Source organism: Streptomyces sp. NPDC056479, assembly GCF_042795335.1.
Classification (GTDB): Bacteria; Actinomycetota; Actinomycetes; order Streptomycetales; family Streptomycetaceae; genus Streptomyces.
This window is the reverse complement of the sequence record NZ_JBHTRZ010000012.1, coordinates 139,996-165,145: the sequence shown is the minus strand read 5'-3', so window position 1 is coordinate 165,145 and position 25,150 is coordinate 139,996. Positions and strand designations below refer to the sequence as shown.

Annotated in this window: 22 protein-coding genes; 15 read left to right on the top strand and 7 right to left on the bottom strand. The window is 70.2% G+C overall.

What is annotated here, in order from left to right; all coding sequences use genetic code 11:
- Window position 1 precedes the first annotated feature (1 nt).
- The 4 genes from ACFQ6S_RS38465 to ACFQ6S_RS38450 all read right to left on the bottom strand — a co-directional run bounded on the left by ACFQ6S_RS38465 (window position 2) and on the right by ACFQ6S_RS38450 (window position 7,569).
- Window positions 2–2,998 (bottom strand): Z1 domain-containing protein, encoded by a 2,997-nt coding sequence (locus ACFQ6S_RS38465; RefSeq protein WP_383419997.1) that lies wholly within the window; start codon window positions 2,996–2,998, stop codon window positions 2–4.
- 55 nt (window positions 2,999–3,053) lie between these two features.
- Window positions 3,054–4,607 carry an ATP-binding protein gene (locus ACFQ6S_RS38460; RefSeq protein ID WP_383419995.1) on the bottom strand — a complete coding sequence of 518 codons (1,554 nt, stop codon included), beginning with the start codon at window positions 4,605–4,607 and terminating at the stop codon, window positions 3,054–3,056.
- A gap of 192 nt (window positions 4,608–4,799) precedes the next feature.
- Complete coding sequence (locus ACFQ6S_RS38455) at window positions 4,800–5,816, bottom strand: SEC-C domain-containing protein (RefSeq protein ID WP_383419993.1); 1,017 nt, start codon at window positions 5,814–5,816, stop codon at window positions 4,800–4,802.
- Between the two features lie 280 nt (window positions 5,817–6,096).
- Window positions 6,097–7,569, bottom strand: coding sequence for a glycoside hydrolase (locus tag ACFQ6S_RS38450; RefSeq protein WP_383419991.1), 1,473 nt, complete (start codon window positions 7,567–7,569; stop codon window positions 6,097–6,099).
- 262 nt (window positions 7,570–7,831) lie between these two features.
- Between ACFQ6S_RS38450 and ACFQ6S_RS38445 the strand changes: the two genes are divergently transcribed.
- Window positions 7,832–8,623 (top strand): class E sortase, encoded by a 792-nt coding sequence (locus tag ACFQ6S_RS38445; RefSeq protein WP_383419989.1) that lies wholly within the window; start codon window positions 7,832–7,834, stop codon window positions 8,621–8,623.
- 8 nt (window positions 8,624–8,631) lie between these two features.
- Here ACFQ6S_RS38445 and ACFQ6S_RS38440 read toward each other — a convergent pair whose 3' ends face one another.
- Window positions 8,632–10,050, bottom strand: coding sequence for an MFS transporter (locus tag ACFQ6S_RS38440; RefSeq protein ID WP_383419987.1), 1,419 nt, complete (start codon window positions 10,048–10,050; stop codon window positions 8,632–8,634).
- 69 nt (window positions 10,051–10,119) lie between these two features.
- On the opposite strand from ACFQ6S_RS38440, the gene ACFQ6S_RS38435 reads away from it, so the two are divergent.
- From ACFQ6S_RS38435 to ACFQ6S_RS38420, 4 genes are all read left to right on the top strand, one after another.
- Entirely contained in the window at window positions 10,120–10,647 is a 528-nt protein-coding gene (locus tag ACFQ6S_RS38435) for a winged helix-turn-helix transcriptional regulator (protein WP_383419985.1), read from the top strand.
- A 68-nt stretch (window positions 10,648–10,715) separates the two neighbouring features.
- Complete coding sequence (locus tag ACFQ6S_RS38430) at window positions 10,716–11,027, top strand: DUF6412 domain-containing protein (RefSeq protein WP_383419983.1); 312 nt, start codon at window positions 10,716–10,718, stop codon at window positions 11,025–11,027.
- A gap of 117 nt (window positions 11,028–11,144) precedes the next feature.
- Window positions 11,145–11,858 (top strand): YidC/Oxa1 family membrane protein insertase, encoded by a 714-nt coding sequence (locus tag ACFQ6S_RS38425; RefSeq protein ID WP_383419981.1) that lies wholly within the window; start codon window positions 11,145–11,147, stop codon window positions 11,856–11,858.
- Window positions 11,859–11,996: 138 nt separating this feature from the next.
- Window positions 11,997–12,854 carry a fumarylacetoacetate hydrolase family protein gene (locus ACFQ6S_RS38420; protein WP_383419979.1) on the top strand — a complete coding sequence of 286 codons (858 nt, stop codon included), beginning with the start codon at window positions 11,997–11,999 and terminating at the stop codon, window positions 12,852–12,854.
- Between the two features lie 104 nt (window positions 12,855–12,958).
- Here the strand turns inward: ACFQ6S_RS38420 and ACFQ6S_RS38415 are convergent, their stop codons facing one another.
- Both ACFQ6S_RS38415 and ACFQ6S_RS38410 read right to left on the bottom strand, forming a co-directional pair.
- Window positions 12,959–13,474 carry a heme-degrading domain-containing protein gene (locus tag ACFQ6S_RS38415; RefSeq protein ID WP_383419978.1) on the bottom strand — a complete coding sequence of 172 codons (516 nt, stop codon included), beginning with the start codon at window positions 13,472–13,474 and terminating at the stop codon, window positions 12,959–12,961.
- Window positions 13,471–14,562, bottom strand: a complete 1,092-nt coding sequence (locus ACFQ6S_RS38410) for a Gfo/Idh/MocA family oxidoreductase (RefSeq protein ID WP_383419976.1) — start codon at window positions 14,560–14,562, stop codon at window positions 13,471–13,473. The genes ACFQ6S_RS38415 and ACFQ6S_RS38410 overlap by 4 nt, the downstream gene beginning before the upstream one ends.
- A gap of 59 nt (window positions 14,563–14,621) precedes the next feature.
- Between ACFQ6S_RS38410 and ACFQ6S_RS38405 the strand changes: the two genes are divergently transcribed.
- The 10 genes from ACFQ6S_RS38405 (at window position 14,622) to ACFQ6S_RS38360 (ending at window position 25,098) form a co-directional block, all read left to right on the top strand.
- Window positions 14,622–15,854 (top strand): ROK family protein, encoded by a 1,233-nt coding sequence (locus ACFQ6S_RS38405; protein WP_383419974.1) that lies wholly within the window; start codon window positions 14,622–14,624, stop codon window positions 15,852–15,854.
- A 131-nt stretch (window positions 15,855–15,985) separates the two neighbouring features.
- Window positions 15,986–16,831 (top strand): hypothetical protein, encoded by an 846-nt coding sequence (locus ACFQ6S_RS38400; RefSeq protein ID WP_383419973.1) that lies wholly within the window; start codon window positions 15,986–15,988, stop codon window positions 16,829–16,831.
- A 43-nt stretch (window positions 16,832–16,874) separates the two neighbouring features.
- On the top strand, window positions 16,875–17,630 hold the full coding sequence (locus tag ACFQ6S_RS38395; protein ID WP_383419971.1) for a GntR family transcriptional regulator: 756 nt from the start codon (window positions 16,875–16,877) through the stop codon (window positions 17,628–17,630).
- A 141-nt stretch (window positions 17,631–17,771) separates the two neighbouring features.
- The gene (locus tag ACFQ6S_RS38390; RefSeq protein WP_383419970.1) at window positions 17,772–18,896 is read left to right on the top strand and encodes a TIGR03364 family FAD-dependent oxidoreductase; all 1,125 of its coding nucleotides are present in this window, start codon (window positions 17,772–17,774) and stop codon (window positions 18,894–18,896) included.
- A 5-nt stretch (window positions 18,897–18,901) separates the two neighbouring features.
- Window positions 18,902–19,588, top strand: coding sequence for a phosphonatase-like hydrolase (locus tag ACFQ6S_RS38385; RefSeq protein WP_383419968.1), 687 nt, complete (start codon window positions 18,902–18,904; stop codon window positions 19,586–19,588).
- Window positions 19,585–20,646: an ABC transporter ATP-binding protein gene (locus tag ACFQ6S_RS38380; protein ID WP_383419966.1), complete on the top strand. Its 1,062-nt coding sequence runs from the start codon at window positions 19,585–19,587 to the stop codon at window positions 20,644–20,646. The genes ACFQ6S_RS38385 and ACFQ6S_RS38380 overlap by 4 nt, the downstream gene beginning before the upstream one ends.
- Window positions 20,639–21,535, top strand: a complete 897-nt coding sequence (locus ACFQ6S_RS38375) for a 2-aminoethylphosphonate ABC transporter permease subunit (protein WP_383419964.1) — start codon at window positions 20,639–20,641, stop codon at window positions 21,533–21,535. The genes ACFQ6S_RS38380 and ACFQ6S_RS38375 overlap by 8 nt, the downstream gene beginning before the upstream one ends.
- On the top strand, window positions 21,522–22,319 hold the full coding sequence (locus ACFQ6S_RS38370; RefSeq protein WP_383419962.1) for an ABC transporter permease: 798 nt from the start codon (window positions 21,522–21,524) through the stop codon (window positions 22,317–22,319). Before ACFQ6S_RS38375 ends, ACFQ6S_RS38370 begins: the two co-directional genes overlap by 14 nt.
- 50 nt (window positions 22,320–22,369) lie before the next feature.
- Complete coding sequence (locus ACFQ6S_RS38365) at window positions 22,370–23,425, top strand: 2-aminoethylphosphonate ABC transporter substrate-binding protein (protein ID WP_383419960.1); 1,056 nt, start codon at window positions 22,370–22,372, stop codon at window positions 23,423–23,425.
- A gap of 134 nt (window positions 23,426–23,559) precedes the next feature.
- The gene (locus ACFQ6S_RS38360) at window positions 23,560–25,098 is read left to right on the top strand and encodes an alkaline phosphatase family protein (protein WP_383419958.1); all 1,539 of its coding nucleotides are present in this window, start codon (window positions 23,560–23,562) and stop codon (window positions 25,096–25,098) included.
- Window positions 25,099–25,150: the final 52 nt, after the last annotated feature.

Below are 25,150 nucleotides of genomic sequence, written 5' to 3'. Positions count from 1 at the left end.
CTCAGGATGAACTCACCGGAATCGTAGCGTCGTTGGTGTGCCGAGAGTCCTTCGCACGGAACCGCACAAGACGACGGTCCCCACTCACAGCCGAGGTCGGCGGGATCAGGGTGAAGGCCATCACGATCTTCGATGGGTCAGCCGATCCGTTGCGGACGACGGCATGGACGTCACTGTGGCTGTCACCGTCGACGACCGGGTACAGCAGGATGACTCCGGTTGTGGGCCCGACTCCAGCGTTCTGGCCCGGGATACCCAGGGGTGAGGCGGCCTCATCGATGAGGCGCTGTGCCGCCGTGCGGTGTTCGACGCTGGCGATGCGTCCGAAGGACGTCTTGCCGGCCTGCCGCTTCCGGCGGACCAGAGACAGTGGGGCGGAGCCGAGGATGCCGGCTTCGACCCGCTTGTTCGAGGCCAGCCGGGGCGAGATGAGCAGCCAGTCGTCCACCGTGGCGAGCGTGCCGTCGAGCTGCCTCAGATAGGTCAGGTGGGGGTCGAAGTATTGCGGACGCTCCCACTCAAGCTGGGACAGCACGCCCACGAGCTCGCTGTGGGGAACGATCCCCGTCAGTGCTTCGAAGTTGCGTGTCAAAGCGCTGGAACTGTCCGGCGGATTGCTGAACGACATCGGTGTCGCACCGAGCCTGTCCAGCAGCGGGCGCCAGCGTTCCGTGTTCCGTTTGTGAGCAGCGCTGTTGTTCATCGGGTACGAGGCTGGCTCGATGGGGCGTCCTGGGGACCGGATCTCCACGAGTTCCGCGTTGAACATCTTGTTGCGCGCCGACGGCCTGATCCACGGCAGGTGCTGCGCCACAAGAGGGGGCACCTCCATGGGCGTCATCTGAGGCTGCCCGTCGACCACCACGGCGTACTGGGCTAGCTGCTCACGGAATGTTTCTTCATCCCGGCATATCGCTTCGTACGCCTCGTACAGATCCGCGGACTTGTCGCGCCCGAACGGTTCTTCCCGCCCGATGTAGAGCCGCACAAGGTCTCGGTATCCTGGCCTGAAACCGAACCAACGCCCCATCTGCATCAGCGTGTCCGCCTGCTGGGTGGTACGCCGGTAATAGGTGATGGTCAGGCCCTCCACGGTGAAACCCCGCGACAGCTTTGTGCCTCCCACAAGGATCTTCCAGACATGCGGGGTCCGGTCGAAGTCGAGGCCGAGCTGGTCGAAGTAGCGATCGGAGTCGCCGTTCACAACGATGACCGGCTGGCCGTTTGAACCGATGCGCTGTCGCGCGACATTGACGTATGGACGCAGCTCTTCATAGGAACTCGGAGCGGGGAGGTCGGACGCCCGCGCCTCACTCACAGGGATGAAGTCTGAGGTCCACAGCGCGGCAAGGCGTTCATGCCCGGCCGCAGAGCTGTACCCCGCCTGGTGCCACATGGAATTGATGCGCAGCGCGAGATCGGCATGATCATCCCTGCGTACGGACTGATGCACGAGCATCGTGTGGTGCCGGAACGGACTTTCCGGGACTCCATGGTCAGCCCGGTAGAGCTTCAGGGCGCCAGACAGGATGAAGGCGTCCATAGCCTCCTGCAGACGGTCGCCAGCCGACTCGAAGATTCCCCGGACGTGGGCCTTCTCCTGCGAGTTGGCAAGAGTCCGCTCGTCTTCCGCTACCGGAGAATCCAGATCGTGAAAGTCCTGAGCCCCCATGTACCCGGAGGGGCGGGGCAGCGAGATCAGGAAGTCGCTCGGGAAGATGTCATCGTCGTCACCGGGGTCAACGAAGACATTGGCGAAAGGAGTTGCGGTGTATCCCACATACTGCGCCCGCGGAAGTAGTTTGAGGAGTTGGGATATCAGTCCGTTGATCGCGGTGCGCTCGGTGGTCCCGGCCTCCCACTTCTTGGGATCCAGGGTATTGACGGAAGCCTGGTCGGACTCGTCGTCGATGATCAGGGTCGGAAGCTCCCCGAGCAGCCCGTGGATCTGCTTGAGGTCCTTGACGAGTTTGGTGAGGACGGACTTGTTCTTCTTCACCACCAGGACCCGAGCCGCGGCGTGATGGATGTTCGCTGGGTCGTAGAGCGGGCGGGTCGGTTCACGCTTCTCGAACTCCAGCGCCCGGATGCCCTGCGCGAGGCTCTTGTAGTCGTTGTCCCGAGTCGTCAGACGCTCAATATCGAAGGCGCCCAGCGTGGAGGGTCGTCCTCCGTGCCTGACGAAATCGGGCCAGTCCGCGTCGTCATCGCTGACATAGTCGACGCCGACTAGGGATTCCAAGTCAGTAATGTCCGCGCCCCGCAAGATGTTTTCCTGCCCGATCAACTCCATGTCGAGACGGCGCTGCGTCTGTGCTCGCAGAAGGTTGAGGGTGCCACCGAGCACGATGACGAGCCGATAGCCGGCGTCGATTGCCTTGGCAGCGACGCCGGTGAAGTTCGCCGTCTTTCCGGACTGGACGTATCCCACGACCAGACCCTTCGCCTGCCTGGCTGCGGGCTGCTCGGGGTCAGTGAGGCGTTCGACGACCGCTCGGCTAGCCTCGTCCAGGCTGGCGATTGCCGCATCGGGCCAGCCTTTTGCGCGGAGCTTCCCTTCGTACGACGTCCAGTAGAAGGAGCGGGCAATTACGCGTTCGGGGGTGTACCAGGGAGTGAACTTACGAGTGATTACGGTGGGGCCGGGAAGCTTCGCAACGGGAACGGCGTTGTCCAGTGCCTTCCGCAGATCGCTGCCGAACCGGAGGCGGTCGTACACGGCCGCACGCCGTTCGTCGGTGCGGGCGGGGTTGCCGAGTGCCCACTGAGGATCTTCCGCGAAGTCCCATGAGGTGAGATGGCGGCTCCAGAGAGCCGCGAGTGCCTCGTCCTCGCTGATGAGGCACTCCCGGAACCGCTCCTCGCTGAGGTCAGCGTCTGGGTGGACCTCGTCGGCGGCCAGCGCGGCCCACCGCGCGAAATGCCGAGGGACGCTGCCCATGCCAGCCAGCGCAGAAGCGTGGATGTCCAAGAGCACGTTGCCAGGGGTGTCGCTCATGTGCGGACCTCAATCAGCGGTCAGAGGGGAGCCAGAAGCGGGTGTCGTAGGACGGTCAGGAGAGCGTCTGCGTGCGCCGCGTGCGATGCGCCTCCGCGGAAGCCAGGAGAATGGTGTTCCAGTAGTCCACGCGGTCCTGACGGCTGCGCTCCCAGCGCCCGAGCCCGAAGCAGTCCTCAAGCAGCAAGTACAGCAGGGTCTTTGTGACGGGAGCGTCGTTCGCTCCGCCGCGCCTGCCATCGTTGAAGTCCTCGCGGAAGTCCTTGTTGAGGATGACGATGTTGTTCTCGCGGTCCAGTTCGAAGAACCGGTCGGGAGGGAGCGGCGCCCAGGTGAACGCGATCGGCTCTTCGCCCCCCTTCTCTGGCAGTTCCTCCTTGACGACCCGCTTGACCTTCGGATCCAGTCCCTTGCCCGGAGGCGTTACGGGCTTCCGAACGATTTCGGTGCGTCTGGAACCGTCGCGGTAGGAGCTCTCGGCGTCGCTGAGGTACAGCTGGAAGGTGTGTCCTGAGGAATCCACCGCCTCGTCCACGCCCAGGGTGAAGGCCGGGGTGACCGTGACCTTTTCCTTCTTCACATCGAGGCTCAGGACGCTGTTCTCATGCGGGGGAAGATCCACCGCGACCCGGGCCAGAACGAGATGTCCCTCGGGGTTGCGCAGGCCGTTCCAGCCTCCCGCTTGGACAAGGCGGTCGTTCCGGTAGAAGTAGAAACCCTGCCGCTCTGCAAGCGCCCCGATCTGCCGGAAGCCCGCCTGCTTCGACTTGGGTGGCCAGATATGGGCGGTCAGGCGCATGTCTCCGATGCCCTCCACGGGCGCGGTGAACTGCTTCGGATATCCCTTCTTCCCGGGCACTTTGTACCCGAAGGGGTCCAGGGCCTCTACGGCGATGTGGTCAACCTCTTCGCCGAGGCTGTCCCCGTTGCTGCTCACGTCCCATACCGCTATGTCCAGTTGGAGGCCGCGTTGCAGGAAGCGGTGAAGGTAGAGCCCGAGGTGGGTCTCCAGGCGTGCGATTGCCTTCGACAGGTACTGATCGCTCTGCCCAGGTGTCACAGTCTCAAAAGCCCGTACCTGGTCCCACCGTACGACTGTGCCGTGCCACTCGATGATGCCGTCGTACCGGTCGACGAGATCCTGTGCGTAGCGCGGATCCACGGTGTCGCAGCGAAAGCCGTCTTCGATCCCTTCCGCAGTAAGACAGCGGCCGACGGCGCGGCTGCGCTTCGTGCGGCTGACCACGGTGAGCGACGACGCATGGGAGAGCGACGCGGCCTTCAGGCCGGTGCCATACATGCCGAGGGCGTCTTCGCCGTAGGTCCGGCGTCGCCCGACCGTCATCGCATCAACCAGCCCGGCCTCGTCCATTCCCTTGCCGTTGTCGATGATCAGCAAAGTGAGGATCCGCTTTGCGTCACGCAGGAAGTGGACGACGATCTTGTTGGCGCCCGCGTCGATCGAGTTGTCGATCAGGTCTGCCACAGCGACTTCGAAGCCGTATCCCTGGTTAGTCAGGGCCCTGCCGTATCCGGCGTCTGGTGGCAGATGGGTGCTGCCGGTCGTGGGGACGTCGTACTGCCAGACGGTGCCGGGCTCGTAGGGCATCGGTTCCTCAAAATGCACAGGTCAGGGCCACTCCAAAGACGGCAGCCCTTCGGCTCACACAGTAAATGTGACCGTACTGCAAAGGTGGGACATAGCGGGAGGTTGACCTGTGAAGTGGGTTGATAAATCCCTTATCTGCCAAGGGCTTTAGGCGGTCGGCCCACGGGTTGCTGGAGCTGGGCGGGATCCAGATCAGCTCACGGTTCCGTGGCACTCGCCATAGGCTGCCCCCGACCCACACCAGCACCCCGCCCCCCGCTGCGGCGGCCAAGCAACCGCCCGCCCCCGCGCCGCCAGCGTCGTCGCGTACTGCGGTAGCAGGGTCGCGTCGTCCGGGGAGGAGAGTTCCGAGGCCGCGAAGGCCTCGTAGGACGGGACCGTGCCCGTCACGATGCCCAGGTTCGGGGTGCCGGAGGTCGACAGTTCTCTCAGGGAGCCCTCTATCGTCGCCAGGTGCTCCTCGTGGGAGGGGTACTCGATGGAGAGGGTCGGGTACGCCGTCAGCAGTTCCGTGAGTTCCGGTGCCGTCCAGTGGAGGACCGCCACCGGGAAGGGGCGGGACAGGGCCTCCCGGTATGCGCCCAGCTCCGCGCGCAGGCGTGAGATCTCCGCCTCCAGTTCCGCCGGGTTGTCCGAGCCCAGGGACCACACCCGCTTCGGGTCGTGGAGTTCGTCCAGGGAGACCGGCATCGAGTGGAGGGTGTCCGCGAAGGTGTCCCACTCGTCGTGGGGCGCGCCGAGCATGCGTCGGACCCGGTGGCGGCCGAACAGCAGAGGGTGCGCGGAGTACGGGGGCTCCGGTACGTCGGTCAGGAGGAGACGGACGCCCTCCGTGAAGGTCTCCTGCGCCTGCTCCAGCTCGTCGTGGGACTCCAGCGCCTCCGCGATGATCACCCAGGGGGCCGGGTCGCGCGGCGACGCCGCCCGGACGCCGTCGATGATCGCGCGGGCCTCTGCCTCGTGGCCGTACTCCCAGAGGTTCGAGGCCTTCAGGGCCCGTACCAGGTGGGGGTGCTCCAGCGGCGTCGACGACGACAGCAGGTTGTCGTAGAGCGCGGTCGCGGCGGGGCGGTCGCCGGACAGTTCCAGGTGGGCCGCGGCCCGCAGCAGCAGGGCCTCGGCGTCCTCGGGGTAGAGGCCGGCGGTTCGCTCCAGGCGTGCCGCTTCGGCTGTGTGGTCGACGTTTTCGGCAGGCGTGTCGGGGCGCATGGGGGACACCGTACTGCCCATGGATGGCGCAGCGGAGAACAGAGGGGAGAAGAGGGGGCAGATATTGCCTGGTCGAGCCGTCACCGGCGGGGGAGGAGGCCGGCTGGGGCCTGGCGGGCTCAGGTTTTCGCCAGGTACAGCAGCACCAGGAACGGCACCGGGATCCGGGGCCCAGGATGTTGATCGCGGGCGCCGGCAGGCCGGAGTGGCGCCCGCGCCCGTTCTCCCTCGTCGAGCCCTACGGCTGCGTCACCCCGGTCGCCCCCGTCGCCCCGGTCGATCAGATCACCACTCCGTCGATCTGCAACGTCTGCACCGACTGTGCCGCGAACGGCACCGCCACCGACTTCCCGCTCACATACGTGTTGGAGTACGCCGCGTACCGGTCCCCGCCCGTCGTCACCGTGTTCCAGCGCGGGACCAGGCCGCCCGAGCCGCCGGAGACCGTCGTGAAGCGGGACAGGTCGAAGGTGAGGGTCTGGGCCGATGTCGAGGTGTTCACCGCGACGATCACCAGGCGGCGGGCCGACGCGTCGTAGGCCGCGGCCGCGTAGCTCACGCCCGTGTCGAGGATCCTCATTCCCGGGCGGATGTGGCGGCTGAACTGGGCCATTACGTAGTACTTGGTCTGGACGGTCGTGGGCTGCAGTGTGTTCGCGTCGTACGCGATCATCGCCCAGCCCGTCGTCGGGTCCATGACCTGCCAGTAGCACCAGGCGGTCGGGTGCAGCCAGCGGAAGTCGTAGCAGAGGTTGGAGGCCAGGGTGAGGCCGGTGCCGTCACCGTCGCCCGTCTCCGAGTTCCACAGCTTCTTGCCGGATGTGGTGACCACGTCCGTGTAGAGGAGGTCGCGGCGACCGCCCGAGCCCTGGTAGCCGTGCACGTTGACCTGGCTGACCAGGGCCTTCGTCGAGGAGCCGAAGGACGACCAGGTCGAGCGGGCCGTGTCGTAGTTCGTCTCGTCGGAGGCGGAGATGCGTACGCCCGTCAGGCCTCGCTTGTCCAACTCGCTGCGCATGTACGGGAGTACGGCCGCCTGGACCGCCGGGTCCATGTGGCAGCCCTCCTGGGTGCCGGTGGCGGTCCACCAGCTCGACGCCGGCTCGTTGAAGGGGTCGACCGTCGCGAAGTTCACGCCCCAGTTGTTCCTGGCGTACAGCGCCGTCGCCGCCAAGTGCGAGGCGTGCTGGCGGTAGTTCCAGGTCTGGAGGTTGTTGCCGCCGCCCGCCGCGCCGGACGGGTTGTGGTTGGAACACATCCACCACATGGGGGAGTTGGCGAAGAGCTCCGTGGTCGCGCCGCGTGCCGTCGCCTTCGCCAGCATCGCGCGCTGGTTCGCGTCCGCCGTCCAGTCCCAGGCCGAGGACGCGGGGTCCTCGTTGTTCCAGTCCTGCCAGAAGCCCTCGATCTGCTTGAAGGCGGGGATGTTCGCCGACTCGGCCATCGTCTCGCCGCCCACGCTGTTCCAGCTGCACGCGCCGAGGTTGTAGCGGGCGATATTCATGCCCAGGCCGGGCAGGGTCGTGCCGTTGTAGGTCACCGAGTTGGTGGTGAAGAAGAGGTCGGCGAAGTCGTTCCGGTTGCCGAAGACGTTCGCCCACCAGGCCAGCGAGGTGCCCCAGCCCTCCCAGGCGCCGTACGACGTGCCCGGGTTGACGGCGATGGTCGCGTCCGCGTGTGCGGTGCCCGTGGCCAGGGTGCTGCCGAGGAGGGCGCCGCCTGTCGCCGCCAGCAGAGTTCTGCGTCGGATCATGACTTCTCCGCTTCGTTCAACGGCCGGTCGTCGGCGAACCGGCGTCGTGGCCTGTCCCGTTGATGCCGTCAGGAAGCATCGGGTGTGGCGCGTGGGGTTGTCGAGGGGTGTGACAGTGCTTTTTCAAACCCCTTTCTCAAACCTATGGAGGAAGTGTTCGGGGTACCGGACGGGGGCTCGGCGCGGACTGTGCGGGCACGGGTCTGGAGACCTCGCGCCCCGGCGCCTATCGTGCGGGCGGCCACGGTGAAGGAGGCCACGGATGGGGCGGGTTCGCGTCGTGCAGCACAGCGGGCTTCGGCGGCGTGCCCTGCGGCGGCGGGTGCTGTGGGGCGGCGGGGAGGTGTTCGTCACCGTCGGGGTGGTGCTTCTGCTGCTGGTCGTCCATCAGATGTGGTGGACCAACCGGGAGGCGAGGCAGGGGGCCGCGCGGGAGGTCCGGGCGCTGGAGCGGGCCTGGGACGGCGCAGGCGGCGGCTCCCTTGCGGACGTGCCGGCGACGACGGCCGAGCCGGCGCCCTCGCGGGGTGCCGGCGGCTCGACCGACCCGTCCGCCGGCACCCGGCGCCGGCCCGCCGCCGAGACGTCACCGGAGCCCGACTGGTCCCGGGCCTACGCCATCCTCACCGTCCCCCGCCTCCACCTGCGTGTCCCCGTCGCCGAGGGCGTCGGCAAGACCGGCGTCCTCAACAAGGGCTACGTCGGCCACTACCCCGGCACCCAACAGCCGGGCCAGGCGGGCAACTTCGCTCTCGCCGGGCACCGCAACACCCATGGCGAGCCCTTCCGGTACATCAACCGGCTGGTGCGCGAGGACACCGTCCAGGTCGAGACGCGGAGCGCGACGTACACGTACGCCGTCGACCGGATCCTGTCGCAGACCGCCGCCCATGACGGCGGTGTCATCCGGCCGATCCCGCGCTCCACCGTCAAGCCGGGCCACGGATACACCGAGCCCGGCTCTTACCTCACCCTCACCACCTGCACACCCGAGTACACCTCGAAGTACCGGCTGGTGGTGTGGGGCAAGCTCGTCTCCATGCGCCCGCGCTGAGGCGGTCGTCAGGCCGACCGCTCCCGCAGCGCGACCACGCTCACCGCCGCCAGCAGCGCCAGCACCGCCGAGACCACCATCGCGATGTCCGCGCCCCGTGCCAGGCCGTCCCCGGAGGAGGTGGCGAGGGCGATGGTCAGGGCCACGCCGGCGCAGGAGCCGATGTACCGGAACGTCTGCTGGGCGCCCGAGCCCATCGCGGCCCGCTGGGCCGGCACGGACTCCACCGAGAGCAGGGGCAGCGCGGCGTTCAGCAGACCGCTGCCGATGCCGGCCACCATCAGGCCGGGCAGCAGCCGGGGCCAGGAACCCGCGTCGAGCGCGCCCAGCATCGCCAGGGCGCCGCCCGCGTGCAGGACGAAGCCCAGGGCGAGCTGGAGGCGCGGCGATATCCGGCCGGCCAGCCTTCGGGCCTGGAGGGCCACCGCGAAGGACAGGCCGGACCAGAGCAGGAACAGCCACGCCGTGTCCATCGCGGACAGGCCGAGCGTCTGCTGGAGCAGCGCCGGCAGGAAGCTGAACAGGCCGATCACCGCGAGGCCCGTGAACAGGCCGCCGGCCGAGGAGGCGAGGAAGCGGGGACGGCGGAGCAGCGACAGGTCGATCATCGGCGTCGCCGCGCGCCGCTCCACCGCGGCGAAGAGCCCCAGCAGGGTCACGGTCGCCAGGAGCAGCAGACCCACGGGTGCCCGCAGCCAGCCGTCCCGGCCCAGGGTCAGCGCCGCCACCAGGGAGACGAGGGCCAGTCCGAAGGTCACCGCGCCGGCGAGGTCGGGGCGGCCGCCGCGCGGGGCACGGGACTCCGAGAGCGCGCGTGTGGACAGGGCCGCCACGATCAGCGCGGCGGCGCCCAGTACGCCGTAGGAGAGCCGCCAGTTCGGCATCGCGCCGACGAGGACCGGGCCCAGTGCGATGCCGCCGCTGACGAAGGCGCCCCATACGCCGGTCGCGTGCAGCCGGCCGCGCGGGTCCGGGAAGGCATGGACGATCAGACCGAGGCTGCTGGCGAGGAGGGCCGCGCTCGCCGCGCCCTGGGTGATGCGGGCCAGCGTGAAGAGCCAGGTGGTGGTCGTCAGGGCGCCCAGGGCCGTGGTGATGCCCAGGGCGAAGGTGCCGGCGACGAAGATCCGGCGGCGGCCGTAGTCGTCGGCGAGGCTGCCGGCCACCAGGAGGAGGGCGGCGAGGCCGAGCGGGGTGCCGTTGAGGAGCCAGGCCTGGGCGGAGAGCGGGGTGTGCAGGTCGGCGGCGGTCTGGGGGAGCGTGACCATCGGCGCGGTGTACGTCATCAGGGCCACGACGGTGGCGGCGCTGGTCAGGGCGAGGGTGGCGCGCCGGTCCGGGGGGTGTTCCGCGACGGGCGGGGCGGGGTGGGGAACGGTCGGCGCGGTGCTGGCCTCGGCGACAGTTCGGTCATTGAACCTTGACATGGACCTCACCGTAGCATCCTAGGTTCATTCATTGAACCAAGAAGGTGAAAAACGGTTACAGTGGACGGCATGGCACTGGGCAAGGACTACGCGACACAGCAGTGCTCGATCGCCCGGGCGCTCGAGATCGTCGGCGAGCGGTGGACGCTGCTCGTCATCCGCGACGCCCTCTACGGCGTCCGGCGCTACAACGACTTCCTGGTCCACCTCGGCATCCCGCGCGCCGTCCTGGCCGCCCGCCTCCAGACGCTCACCGCGGAGGGGATCCTCGAAAAGCGCCGGTACCAGCAGTCGCCGCCGCGCGACGAGTACGTCCTCACCGAGCGCGGCATCGCCCTGTGGCCCACCCTGCGCTCGCTCGGCCTGTGGGGGCGCGAGCACTTCGACGAGGTCCGGCTGCGTTACTTCCGGCACGCGGAGTGCGGCGCGGAACTCGGGCCGTACGGCGAATGCCGCGCCTGCGCAACCGTCGTACCCGTCGAGGACGTCCTCATGGAGCCGGGGCCCGGACTGGATCCGGACCCGGCGGATCCGGTCAGCCGGGCGCTGCTGAAGCCCAGGCGGCTGTTGCGGCCCATCGAGCACGAGTCGGCGTGAGGGATCCTGTATAACGAACATCAGGACGAGCGCCGTAGCAGCGAGCCGAACGAGGGGAGGGGCCGCCGATGATCCGTCGTCTGGCCGGTCTGCGCCCCGCCGCCATGCTGGTGCTGCTCTTCCTCGAGATCGCGCTGCTCGACACCGGCAGCCTCTCCGCGACCGTCGCGCTCGCGGCCACCGCCGCCGCGAGTTCCGCGTTCGCCGTCTGCTCCCTCCTCGCCTCGCGCGCCGCGCCCGCCGTGGCGCCCACACGCGTGCGTACGGCCATCCGTGACCGGGCCCGCCGTACGGCCTTCCTGCCCCAACGTGACCCCGACGCCTCGGGCCGGCCACGGCCCAGGGCACCCGGGCACGCCCTCCCGGCGACCGTCGCGTAGGGCACGCACCGACCTCTGATCCCACACGCGTGACCCGACGCGGGTCGTCATGCCGCCATGCCGGTTCCCGGCATTCCCGATCACTCCGGCACGACGAGACCCTCGGAGGGCTCACCCATGTCCGTATTCGCCGACCTTGTTCAGCAGTTGGCCGATCTGCTCGCGCCGCTGTTCGGCGCCTCCGCGGCCGCCGCCGCGATCGTCCTGTTCACCGCGTTCGTACGGCTGCTCGTGCATCCGCTGTCCCGGGCCGCCGCGCGCGGGCAGAAGGCGCGGACCAAGCTGCAGCCGAAGATCGCCGAGCTGCGGAAGAAGCACGGCAAGAACCCCGAGAAGTTCCAGCGGGCCCTGCTGGAACTGCACGCCGAGGAGAAGGTGTCGCCGCTGTCCGGGATTCTGCCCAGCCTGTGCCAGCTGCCCGCGTTCTTCCTGCTCTACCACCTGTTCTCGAACACCACGATCGGCGGCGGGGCGAACGAACTGCTCACCCACCAGCTGTTCGCCGCCCCTCTGGGCGACCGATGGGCGGACGCGCTCGACGGCGGCGGACTGTTCGGGGGCGCGGGGCTCGTGTACGCCGGGCTCTTCGTGGTCGTCGCCTGTGTCGCCGCGTTCAACTTCCACCGTACGAAGCGGATGATGGCCGCCAATCCGGCGGTGCCGGTGGCCGGCGGTGAGCCGGTGCCGGGGATGGGGGCGGTGACCAAGGTCATGCCGTTCATGTCCTTCTTCACCCTGGTCACCGTTGCGGTCCTACCGCTGGCCGCCGCGCTCTACGTGGTGACCAGTACGACGTGGAGCGCGGTGGAGCGGGCCGTGCTCTATCGCTGAGCCCCGGTGACCGGCGGGGGCCTACGGTCCAGTACGTGAACCGGGTATTGCGGACTGGCCGTGGACCTTGGAGGATCGACCAGTCCTCCGATGGCTGCACCCATCGGCGGACGCCCGCGATCGAGGGAGATTGTGATCATGAAGCTGCTGCGAGTCGGTACGGCGGGTGCGGAGACGCCTGCGCTGCTCGACGCCGAGGGAGTTCTGCGGGACCTCTCCGGAGTCGTCCCGGACATCGACGGAGCGCTGCTCGCCGATGACGCGGCGCTGGGGCGGATCCGCACGGCCGCGGACACCGGGGAGCTGCCCGCGCTGGACGCCGCCGGCCTGCGCATCGGACCGCCGCTCGCGCGTATCGGCAAGGTCGTGTGCATCGGGCTGAACTACCACGACCACGCCCGCGAGACCGGCGCCGAACCGCCCGCCGAGCCGGTCATCTTCTTCAAGGCCGCGGACACGGTCGTGGGCCCGAACGACACGGTGCTCGTCCCGAGGGGATCGACCAAGACCGACTGGGAGGTCGAGCTCGCGGTCGTCATCGGCCGTACGGCGCGTTATGTGGAGTCCGCCGAGGAGGCGCTCTCGCATGTCGCCGGGTACGCCGTCGCGCACGACGTGTCCGAGCGGGAGTTCCAGATCGAGCGCGGCGGGACGTGGGACAAGGGGAAGAACTGCGAGACGTTCAATCCGCTGGGGCCGTGGCTGGTGACGGCGGACGACGTGCCGGATCCGCAGAAGCTGTCGCTCAAGCTGTGGGTCAACGGTGAGCCGAAGCAGGACGGGACGACGGCCGAGCAGATCTTCCCGGTGGGGGAGGTCGTGCGGTACGTCAGCCAGTTCATGACGCTGTATCCCGGCGATGTCATCAACACGGGTACGCCGGCGGGGGTGGCCATGGGTCGGCCCGAGCCCAAGCCGTATCTGCGGGCGGGGGACGTGGTCGAGCTGGAGATCGAGGGGCTCGGCCGTCAGCGGCAGGAATTCAAGGACGCGTAACGCTCCGCTGGGAGAGCCGGGGAACTGCGCGTTGTTCGTCAGCCGCGGCTGGTTCGTGGCTGGTCGCGCAGTTCCCCGCGCCCCTCAAGAGCAGGGCGTTGCCCTTACCGGCCGCTCAAGAACTCCTCCAGTGCCTCCATCACCATCCGGTGGTCGTCGAGCTGCGGCAGCCCGCTCACCGTCACCGAGCCGATCACGCCCACGCCCTCGACGTTGATCGGGACCGAGCCGCCGTGGGCCGCATAGGTGTCGGGATCCAGGCGGGAGGAGTCCTCGAACGTCGTGCCCTTGGCGCGGAAGCGGGCGCCGACGATGTAGGACGAGGTGCCGTAGCGCTCCACCACCCGGCGCTTGCGGGCGATCCAGGCGTCGTTGTCCGGGGTGGAGCCGGGCAGGGCGGCATGGAAGAGCTGCTGGCCGGCCCGGTGGATGTCGATGGCCACCGGGGCCTGGCGCTCGCGGGCCAGCTCGACCAGCAGGGAGCCCAGCGCCCAGGCGTCCTCGTAGGTGAACCGGCGGAAGACCAGGCGCCGTTCCTGGGCCTCCAGCTCCTCCAGGGGCGGGGTGAGCTCCGGCTGGAACTTCGGGGTGATCTCCGGGTTGTGCGTCTTGTGTGTCACAGCGTCACCGTCACTCCGTCGCGGGCCGAGCGGCGTGCCGCTTCGAGTACGTCGAGGGTCGCGGCCGCCTCCAGGGCGGTCACCGGGTTGGGGCCGCCGCCCAGCAGTGCCTCGGCCACGGCCGCATAGTAGGCGGGGTAGTCGCCGGGGAGGGTGGGTTCGGCGCGGCCGCCGCCGGTCAGGGGGGAATCGCCGGCGCCCACCCGGCCCCACAGCGACTCGGGTTCGACGCCCCAGTCCGCACCGGCGCCGGGCCGCAGGCCGTCGCGCAGCGCCGCCTCCTGGGGGTCCAGGCCGTACTTGACGTAGCCCGCCTCGGAACCCAGTACCCGCAAGCGCGGGCCGAGTTGGGCCGTGGTGGCGGAGGCGTACAGGTGGGAGCGGACGCCGTTCGCGTGCGTGAGCGCGATGAAGGTGTCGTCGTCCGTCTCGGCGCCGGGGCGGCGGACCGCGGCCTCGGCGTACACGTGCGTGACGGGGCCGAAGAGGACCAGGGCCTGGTCGACGACATGGCTGCCGAGGTCGTACAGCAGACCTCCGATCTCTGCCGGGTCGCCGGACTCCCGCCAGCCGCCCTTCAGCTGCGGACGCCAGCGTTCGAAGCGGGACTCGAAGCGCCATACGTCGCCCAGCTCGCCCTCGGCCAGGAGGTGGCGGAGCGTCAGGAAGTCGTTGTCCCAGCGGCGGTTCTGGAAGACGGAGAGCAGCAGGCCGCGTTCCTCGGCGAGCGCCGCCAGCTCGCGTGCCTCGGCCGCGGTGCCGGCGATCGGCTTGTCGACGACGACCGGGAGGCCCGCCTCGAGGGCGGCGGTCGCGAGCGGGACGTGCGTCTTGTTCGGGGACGCGACGACGAGCAGATCGAGGTCGGTTGCGCGGGCGAGCAGCTCGTCGGGCGTGGCGGCGACGCGTACGTCCGGGTGCTCGGTGCGGGCCTGCTTCTGCCGCTCGGGGTTCGACGTGACCACCGTGTCCAGGGCGAGCCCCTCGGTGGTGGCGATCAGCGGAGCGTGGAAGACGGAGCCGGCCAGGCCGTAGCCGACGAGGCCCACGCGCAGGGGAGTAGCGGTCGTGCCGGGAGTGCCAGTCATGCCGTCTACTTTCGCAACGCTGTTGCCAAAGTGCAAGCGCGAGGGAGAATGGTCGGGTGATGGGTGGCTGGGAGAGGGCGAAGGGTGCGGGCGGCGGTGCTGATGCCGGAGGCGGTGCGGCGGGAGGCGGGGTGGCGGGCGCCGTGGCCGGGAGCGGCGTGAGCGGCTCGGGTGGCGCTGTCGTGGGCGCCCCGGCCGGTGGCGTCGTGGGCGTGAATCTGGGCGCCCTGCGCAGCCACAACGCCGCGCTGGTGCTCGATCTGCTGCGCACGGCCGGTCCCGAGGGCATCAGCCGGCTCGAACTCGCCGAGCGGACCGGGCTCACCCCGCAGGCGGTCAGCAAGATCACCGCCCGGCTGCGTGAGGAGGGGCTCGCGGCGGAGGCTGGGCGGCGGGCGTCGACCGGGGGCAAGCCGCGCACGGTGCTGCGGCTGGTGCCGGAGGCCGGGCATGCGGTGGGGGTGCATCTGGACCGGGACGAGCTGACGGCGGTGCTCTGCGATCTGACGGGTGCCGTGGTGGCCCGGCGGAGCGCCGCGCTGGATCTGGGGGCCGGTGCGGAGACGGTCGTCGCGCGGACGGTGCGCGAAGTGGCGGAACTGGCGGGCGACGGCGGCCGGCCGGGCGCGGTGCTCGGGGTCGGCGTGGCGCTGCCCGGTCCGCTGGACCATCGGCGCGGGGTGCTGCACCGGGTCACCGGGTTCCCGGAGTGGAACGGCTTCCCGCTGCGGGACGTGCTCGCACGGCGGCTGTCGCTGCCGGTCGTCGTCGACAAGGACACCAACGCCGCCGCCCTCGGACTCGCGGTCCAGGGAGCGGCCGGGGCCTTCGCGTCGTTCGCGTATCTGCACTTCGGGGCGGGGCTCGGCGGGGGGCTCGTGATCGGGGGCGCGGTGCACCGGGGCGTCCGTACCGGGGCCGGGGAGTTCGGGCATCAGGTCGTCCAGCTGGACGGGCCGCCCTGCGGGTGCGGCAACCGCGGCTGTGTGGAGGCGCTGTGCCTGGCCGCGGTGGCGCGGGGCGACATGGCGGAGGCGGCGCGTGTCCTCGGCACCGCGGCCGGCAACCTGGTCGCCCTGCTCGACGTCGACCTCGTCCTGCTGGGCGGCCGCACGATCGCGGCGGCGCCCGAGACCTTCGTACGGGGCGTCACCGCGGTCCTGGAGGAACGCGCCGGGCGCGCGGGCGAGGACGCGGTACCGGTACGGGTCGCCTCCGGCGGCGGGCGGGGGGTGGCCGAGGGGGCGGCGCAACTGCTGCTGGCGCCGCTGTTCGGGCGGGCGGAGGGCTGAGGCCCTGCGCCGGCAGCTCCTCCCGGCAGCTCCTCCCGACACTTCCTCCGTCCGCTGATCGAGCGGACTTCCGGCCCGCCACGGAATGGCTCCGCCCCATCCCCGCCCTCACCCGGCATGGTCATGTGTTTATGCGACTGCATACACCTGTCCCCCTCTGCCTCGCAGCAGCCGCCCTCCTGGCCGCCGCGTCCCCGGTGCGCGCGGAGTCTCCCGTCGAGCTGCCCAGTTGTGCCACCGGCGACGGTGCCTTCCCCCTGACCACCCGCCTCCACGGCGGCCCCGCCTCCTACACGGCAGGCGGCGGATTCGGTACCTGGTACCTGGACCTCACCAACACCACCGGCCGGACCTGCACCGGTATCCACCCCGTGGTCGTCCTGATCGACGGCAAGCGCGCCCTCAAGCCGTCCCAGCCCCGCCTGGAGTTCTACGGCACTCAGGACGGCACTCAGGACGGCGCCCAGGAGGGCACCCGCCCCCGCCCCGTCCGCTTCGAGACCACCGACGAGGACGAACTCGTCGGTGCCTTCGACGGCTTCGCCGGTTTCACCGTCGGCCCCCGCAAGACCCTCACCGTGAAGGTCCGGCTGGCGCTCACCTCGGACGCCGCGGCGAACGACGTCACCGCCAACGCGGCCGTCGTGCAGCGCCACGAGGGCGACGGCGACTGGGTGGGCCAGTCCAACGACTACCGTTTCAAGATCAAGGCAGACCGCTCCGGCGCGGCGGACGACCCGTCGGGTACGGCCGCTCCGACCGGCCCCGCCGACCGTGACGCCTCGGCGAACCCGGCCCACCCGTCCGATCCGGACACCTCCCCGCCCGCCGCCACCGACGCCCCCCGCCACGAGCTCTCTCTCGCCGACGAACTGGCCCGCACCGGCCTCACCTCGACCCCGGGCGCCACCATCGCCGCCGCGATCGCCCTCCTGCTGATCGGCACCGGGTTCCTCCTCGCCCGCAGACGCCGCTGAGGCCGCCGCCGAAGCGGCCCGCCCCGTCTGCGACGATCCCTGCGTGGACTACCCGAACGACCAGGCCCCCGGCGCCCCCGTGCGCCAAGGCATCCCGGAGCACGGCCGCATCCCGAAGTACTACGCGGTCAAGGCCCGGCTCGACCGGCTCATCGTCGAACTCGGCGAGGGCGACCCGCTGCCCACCGAACGCGACCTCTCCGAGCAGTACGAGGTCGCCCGCGAGACCGTCCGGCAGGCGATCCGCGAGCTGGTGCTGGAAGGGAAGCTGCGGCGGCAGGGGCGGGGCACCGTCGTCGCCGGGCCCAAGCTCGAACAGCCCCTCTCCCTCGCCAGCTACACCGAGGGCGTACGGCGCCAGGGCCGCACCCCCGGCCGTACCCTCGTCACCCTCGACCGCTTCCCCTGCCCCGCCTCCCTCGCCGCCGAGACCGGCCTCGAACGCGGCGAGCCCGTCTGGCACCTGGAGCGCGTCCTGCTCGCCGACGACGAGCGGGTCGGCCTGGAGAGCACCTACGTCGCCGTGGCCCGGGTGCCGCGCCTGGACGCCGACTTCGACCCCGACTCCTCCTTCTACGCCTTCCTCGGCCGGCAGGGCATCGGCTTCGGCGACGCCGACGAGCGCATCGAGACCGTGCTGGCCACCCCGCGCGAGGCGCTGCTCATCGGCACGCCGCCCGCCCTCCCGATGCTGCTGATCCACCGCGTCTCACGGGACACCGAGGGCCTTCCGCTGGAGCGGGTACGGACGCTGTACCGAGGGGACCGCTTCTCCTTCTCCGCCCATCTCGGCGGCTGAAAAGTCCGGAAATGAACCTGTTCTGCACGCCCTTGAATATCACGAACAGATAACGGGTCTAGCCCAAACGTGATAGCCAGTTCACGCTCTCGTTGTCAGCCGGACCCTTCCGGTTACCCGATCCCGAGGAGCGTGGCCGTCGTGAGAGTGATAGTCGTCGGAGCCGGCGTGGTGGGCACCATGCACGCCTGGCAAGCAGTGGAACGCGGCCATGAGGTCGTACAGATCGAGCGCGAGGCGGAGGCTCGCGGCGCGTCGTTGCGCAACTTCGGCCAGATCTGGGTGAGCGGACGCGCGGGCGGTGAGGAGCTCGAGACCGCCCTGCGGGCCCGGGAGCTGTGGGAGGGGATCGGGGGCCGTGTGCCGGGCCTCGGCTTCCGGCCCAACGGCTCCCTGACCCCCGTCCGCGGCGACCTCGAACTCGCCGTCGCCGAGGCCGCCGTGGCCCGCGAGGACGCCGCAGCCCGCGGTCACAAGCTGCTGACCCCCGACGAGGCGCGCGCCCTGAACCCCGCCCTGCGCGGCGAGTTCACCGCCGCCCTGTACTGCGAACGGGACGCGGCCGTCGAGCCGCGCACCGCACAGCTCGCCCTGCGCGCGGAGCTGCTGAAGTCCCCGAACTACACCTTCAAGCCCGGCCGGGAGGTCCGCGAGGTCATCGGCGGCAACGCCGTCCGCGACGACCACGGGGACGTGCACATCGGCGACGTCGTCGTCCTGTGCACGGGCGCCTGGCTCGGCGGCCTGGTCCGCGAGCTGGCCGGACCCGACCTGCCGGTGCGCCGCGTCCGCCTGCAGATGATGCAGACCGACCCGCTCGGCGAGCCGCTCACCACCTCGGTCGCCGACGCCGACAGCTTCCGCTACTACCCCGCGTACGCCTCCGCCGCCCTGGACGCGCTCAACGCCGGTCAGGCGCAGGCGGAGACCGCCGCGGTGCACCGTATGCAACTGCTGATGGTGCAGCGCGCCGACGGCGGGCTGACCATCGGCGACACCCACGAGTACGAGCACCCCTTCGCCTTCGACACCGTCGAGGACCCCTACGACCACCTCACCGGGGTCGTCGAGTCCCTCCTCGGCCGCCCGTTGCCGAAGATCCGGCGCCGCTGGGCGGGGGTGTACGCCCAGTGCACCGACCCCGCGCGGGTGGTGCACCGGCAGCAGGTGCGCGACGGGGTGTGGCTGGTCACCGGGCCCGGCGGGCGCGGCATGACCTGCTCGCCCGCGATAGCCGAGACGACCGCGAACGAACTGGGTTGGTGACAGACATGACGCTCCATCAGGACATCCGGCTGGTGGTCCTCGACATGGCCGGTACCACCGTCGCCGACGGCGGCCTCGTCGAGCGGGCCTTCGCGGCGGCCGCCGCGGAGCTGGGCGTCGAACCCGGCAGCCCCGACCACGTCGACAAGCTCGCGTACGTGCGCGACACCATGGGCGAGTCCAAGATCTCCGTCTTCCGGTATCTGTTCGGCGACGAGGAACGGGCCCAGCGCGCCAACGCCGCCTTCGAGAAGGCGTACGGCGAACTCGTCGACGGCGGCCTCGTCGCACCGATCCCCGGCGCCCGCGAGGCCATCGAGGAACTCCAGGCCGGCGGCCGCACCGTCGTCCTGACCACCGGCTTCGCCCGGATCACCCAGGACGCGATCCTCGACGCGCTCGGCTGGCGGGACCTGGTGCCCCTCACCCTGTGCCCCGCCGACGCCGGGGGCCGGGGACGGCCGTACCCGGACATGGTCCTCACCGCGCTCCTGCGGACGGCGGCCGCCGACGACGTCCTGGAGATCGCCGTCGTCGGCGACACCTCGTACGACATGCTCAGCGGTGTCCGCGCGGGCGCCGGTGTCGTCGCGGGCGTGCTGACCGGCGCGCACGACGCGCGGGCGCTGCGGGCGGCCGGGGCGGGTCATGTGCTGGACAGCGTGGCGCAGTTGCGGGGAGTGCTCACATGACCGGCATCCGCTTCGACTCGGTGTCGGTCGCCTACGACGGCAACGTCGTCCTCGACTCCCTCGACCTCACCGTCGAGCCCGGCGAGGTCATGGCGCTGCTCGGGCCGTCCGGATCCGGCAAGACCACCGCGCTGCGGGCGGTCGCCGGGTTCGTACGGCCCGCCTCCGGGCGGGTGTTCCTCGGCGGCAGGGACGTGACGGACCTGCCGCCGTACCGGCGGGGCATCGGGATGGTCGTCCAGCAGTACGCCCTGTTCCCGCACATGCGGGTCGAGGAGAACGTCGCCTTCGGGCTGAAGGCACAGCGGGGGCAGGCCAAGGTCCCCAAGGCCGAGATCCGCACCCGGGTCGCCGAGGCCCTGGAGATGACCGGCATGGCCGCCTACGCCCGCCGCCACCCGCGCGAGCTGTCCGGCGGCCAGCAGCAGCGCGTCGCCATCGCCCGCGCGCTCGCCATCCGCCCCGGCGTCCTCCTGCTCGACGAACCGCTCTCCGCCCTCGACGCCCGGCTGCGCTCCGGCATGCTCGCCGAACTGGCGCGACTGCACCGCGAGTTGCCGGACGTGACGATCCTGTACGTCACCCACGACCAGGTCGAGGCGCTCACCCTCGCCGACCGGATCGCGGTGATGGACAGCGCCCGGCTCCAGGCCTGCGGCACCCCGCGGGAGCTGTACCGGGCGCCGGCCAACGAGTTCACGGCGTCCTTCGTCGGCAACGCCAACCTGCTGCCGGTGACCGTCGGTTCGGGCGGCGTCGCCTTCGGAGGCGGCGAGCTCAAGGTGGACACGGAAGGCGCCGCGGCGGGTGCGAAGGCGACGCTGTGCGTACGGCCCCACCTCGTCGGCCTCGGCGACGGGCCCAACCGGCTCGCCGGGACCGTACGGGAGATCCAGTGGCGCGGCGCCACCCACCGGCTGTACGTCGAGGTCGACGGCCACCGGGTCATCGCCGACCTGCGGGAACTGAAGGACCCGCCGGCCCATGGCGACGAGGTGACCCTGCACTTCTCCCCAGAGGACGCGACGCTGCTGGCCGCAGGAGTGGGCCATGACTGAGGTTGTTCGTCGGCTGCGGGTCCGTCGTGGTTGGTCGCGCCCGCGCGGCGGTAGCCGCAAATTCAACAGAGCCCCGCGCCCCTGGGTGGGTGCCGTCCCGCCAGTCGTCCTGCTCACTCTCCTTTTCCTCTACCCCCTCGCCCTCGTAGTCCAGCAGTCCTTCCAGCCCGACTCCGGCGGCACGTCCATCCAGCCGTACGCCGACGTCTTCGCCTCCGAATCCTTCCGTGAGGCGCTGTGGACCACCGTCTGGCTGGCGGCCGGGTCGACCGTCGGATGCCTGGTCCTCGGCTTCGTGATCGCGCTCGTCATCGCCTTCGTGCCCTTCCCCGGGGCACGGGCGGTGGCCCGCTTCATCGACGTCTTCCTGTCCTTCCCGTCCTTCCTGATCACGCTGGCCCTGCTCTTCATCTACGGCACGGTCGGCATGGCCAACGGCCTGTGGACCGATGTCACCGGCGCCCAGGACGGCCCCTTCCAGTTCCTCACCACCCCCTGGGGAGTGCTGCTGGCCGAGATCACCTACTTCACACCCTTCGTCGTACGACCGCTGCTCGCGGCCTTCTCCCAGCTGGACACCGCCCAGCTGGAGGCGGCCGGTTCGCTCGGCGCGCGCCCCCTGCGCATCGTCCGCCGGGTGATCCTCCCGGAGGCGGTGCCCGCCCTCGCCGCGGGCGGCAGCCTGGTCCTGGTCCTGTGTCTCAACGAGTTCGGCATCGTCCTGTTCACCGGTGCGAAAGGCGTCACGACCCTGCCGATGCTCGTCTACAGCAAGGCGATCCTGGAGTCCGACTACCCGGGCGCCTGCGTGGTCGCCGTCGTCAACGTCCTGATCTCCGTGGGCCTGTACGGCCTCTACCGGGTGGTGAGCCGCCGTGCTGGTGCATAGCCGCGGGGCGAAGTGGGCCGTATGGGCCGTGTTCCTCGTCCTCTTCCTGCCCCTGTTCGCCCTTCCGCTCCTCGTCGTCCTCGGCGCCTCCTTCGCCACCAACTGGTCGAGCGTGCTGCCCTCCGGCTTCACCACCGGCCACTACTCGTCCGCCACCCGCGGCGAGGCCCTCCAGGCCCTCACCACCAGCCTCCTCACGGCCGCCGCCGCGAGCCTGCTCGCCCTGACCGCCGGGACGTGGGCCGCGCTCGCCGCGGCCGGGCTCAAGCGGCGGTACCGCAGGGTCATGGACGCGCTCTTCGTGCTGCCGGTGGCCGTGCCGTCCGTGGTCGTGGGCCTCGCCATCCTGGTCGCCTTCTCCAAGCCGCCGTTCCTGCTCAACGGCACCCGGGAGATCGTGATCCTCGCCCACACCGTCCTGGTCACCGCCTTCGCCTACCAGTCCGTGTCCGCCGCCCTGGCCCGCCTCGACCCGGCGTACGAACAGGCCGCCGCCTCCCTCGGCGCCCGGCCCGGCTACGTCCTGTGGCGGGTCAGGCTCCCCCTCCTCCTGCCGTCCCTCACCGCCGCCGCAGGCCTCTGCTTCGCCCTGTCCATGGGCGAGTTGAGCGCCACGATGATGCTCTACCCGCCCGACTGGACCCCGCTTCCGGTCCTGATCTACGCGGCCACCGACCGCGGCGCCCTCTTCGCCGGCTCCGCTCTCGCGGTGGTCCTGATGACGGCGACCCTGCTCGCGCTGTTCGCCGTCTCCCGCGTCCGCACCAAAGCCTCGTACCGCTGATCGACACCCGCTGATCAATCCCCCTTCCCGTGCAAGGAGTTCACCTCGCCATGCCCAGAAACACCCTCAAGATCGCCCTCGCGGTGTCACTCGCCGCCACCCCGCTGCTGACCGCCTGCGGCGGCGACTCGGCCGCCTCCGACGAGAAGGTCGTCACCGTCTACAGCGCCGACGGCCTCAAGGGCGAGAACGGCGACGGTTGGTACGACCGGATCTTCAAGGACTTCGAGAAGCAGACCGGCATCAAGGTCGAGTACGTCGAGGGCGGCTCGGGCGAGATGGTGCAGCGCGCCGCCCGCGAGAAGAACAACGCGCAGGCCGACGTGCTCGTCACCCTCCCGCCCTTCATCCAGCAGGCCGACGGCAAGGGCCTGCTCCAGAAGTACGCCCCCAAGGGCTCCGACCAGGTCAACGGCGCCGACAAGGGAGCCGACGCCACCTGGACCTCGGTCGTCAACAACTACTTCGGATTCATCTACAACAAGAACGAGCTGAAGCAGCCGCCCACCACGTGGGAGGAGCTGCTGGACGGCAAGTACAAGAACAAGCTCCAGTACTCCACCCCGGGTGTCGCCGGCGACGGAACCGCCGTCCTCATCAAGGCCATGCACGACTTCGGCGGGCAGCAGCCCGCCCTGGACTACCTCGGCAAGCTCCAGTCCAACAACGTCGGCCCGTCCGCCTCCACCGGCAAGCTCGCCCCCAAGGTCGACAAGGGCGAACTGGTCGTCGCCAACGGTGACGTTCAGATGAACTTCGCCCAGTCCAAGACCATGCCGAACCTCGGCATCTGGTTCCCCGCGAAGGAAGGCGGCAAGCCCACCACCTTCGCCCTGCCCTATGCCGCGGGCCTCGTCACCGACGCCCCGCACACCGAGAACGGCAAGAAGCTCCTCGACTTCATGCTGAGCCAGGGTGCCCAGCAGCAGGTCAGCGAGATCGGCGGCGGCTTCAGCGCCCGCCAGGACGTCAAGGCCACCGACGCCAACGCCATCGCCCTGGCCAAGATCGTGGAGGGCGTCGAGGTCTTCGAGCCCGACTGGGACGACATCGACAAGAACCTGACGTCGTACGTCGACGCCTGGAAGTCGGCCACCGGCAGCTGAGCCGCCTCCTCGAATCCACCCGCCGAGGCGATACCACCAAGGCCACACCTGAAAAGCCGCACCACCCGCAACGCCCCTGGCACCACCACCGGGGGCGTCGCCATGCCCGCACCCACCCGCCCCAGGAGGATCACGTGACGTCACACCTGTCCCGCCGCACCGTCCTCACCACCACCGCGGCGACCGCCGCCACCCTGGCACTCGGCACCGCCAGCGCTTCCCAGGCCCACGCCGTCCCCACGCTCCCGAACGGCACCAGCACGGACAAGGTGCTCGTCATCGGCATGGACGGGCTGCGCCACGACCGCATCGACGCGGCCAACGCCCCGCACCTGAAAGCCATGATGAGCGAGGGCACGTACGGCACCTCGCTGCTCTACGCGAGCCCGATGGCCGCCACCTCCTCCGGCCCCGGCTGGTCCACCATCTCCACCGGAGTGTGGCCCGACAAGCACGGCGTGAAGGACAACACCTTCGCCGGCAAGAAGTACGCCCAGTACCCCGGCTTCCTGGCCCGCCTCGCCCAGGTCCGCCCGGCGCTGTCCACCTACGCCGCCGTCGACTGGAAGCCCCTGGACGCCCAGGGCACCGTCACCCCCGGCGCCGACGCGAAGCTCGTCCTCGACGGCGACCGCGACGGCTACACCGGCCACGACGCCACCATCGCCGCCGAGACCGAGGCGATCATCCGGGACCAGAACCCCGACGTCATGTTCGTCTACTTCGGCCAGTCCGACATCGTCGGCCACAACCAAGGTGCCGGCAGCCAGGCCTACCTGGACCAGATCGCCGTCCAGGACGCCTACCTCGGCCGGCTGCGCGCCGCGATCAAGGCCCGGCCCGGCTACGCCTCCGAGCGCTGGACCGTGATCGTCGCCACCGACCACGGCCACATGGACGCGGGCGGGCACGGCGGATCCTCGATCGAGGAGCGGCGCACCTTCGTCCTCGCCACCGGGCCCGGCATCGCCGCGGGCGCCCGCCCGATCGACACCCGGCTGGTCGACGTCGCCGCCACCGTCTTCAAGCAGCTCGGCGTCACCGTCGACCCCGCCTGGGGCCTGGACGGCAAGCCGGTCCAGGAGCGGTCCACCGACCCCTTCGAGGCCCTGCGGCCCGCCCTGACCGGACGGGTGGACGAGACCGGCATCCCGGCCGGCGTGCTCGGCTTCACGCACACCGCGCCCAGCGGCTGGTCCGTCGTCAACAACGCCATGGGCACCGGCGGCATGACCGAGTGGCGCGGCTGGACCTTCGCCACCGACGAGTTCTGGTCCCGCACCCAGCGCGACCAATGGCGTGAACTCAACGTCCGCGCCCGCGGCGTCTTCGCGGTCGCCGACTCCGACGAGTGGTCCGACAAGAGCCTCTCCGGCACCTACGACTCGACCCTGGTCACCCCCGCGTACGACGTCACCGGCAAGAGCAAGGTGCGGCTGGACTTCACGACCCTCTACCGGCAGGAGGGCGCCCAGACGGCCCAGATCCTGGTCTCCTTCAACGGCGGCACCCCCGCCGTCGTCAAGAGCTACACCTCCGACGTCGTCTCGCAGCCCCAGTCGCTGGCCGTCGACGTCCCCTCCGGAGCCTCCAGCGTCAACTTCCGGTTCCGCTACACCGGGTCCAACAACTGGTACTGGGTGATCGACGGGGTCAGGATCAGCCAGTCCTGATTACCCTGGGGGCGTCGGTACGGCGTGGTTCCGGCGCCCCCAGCTCGTTCCG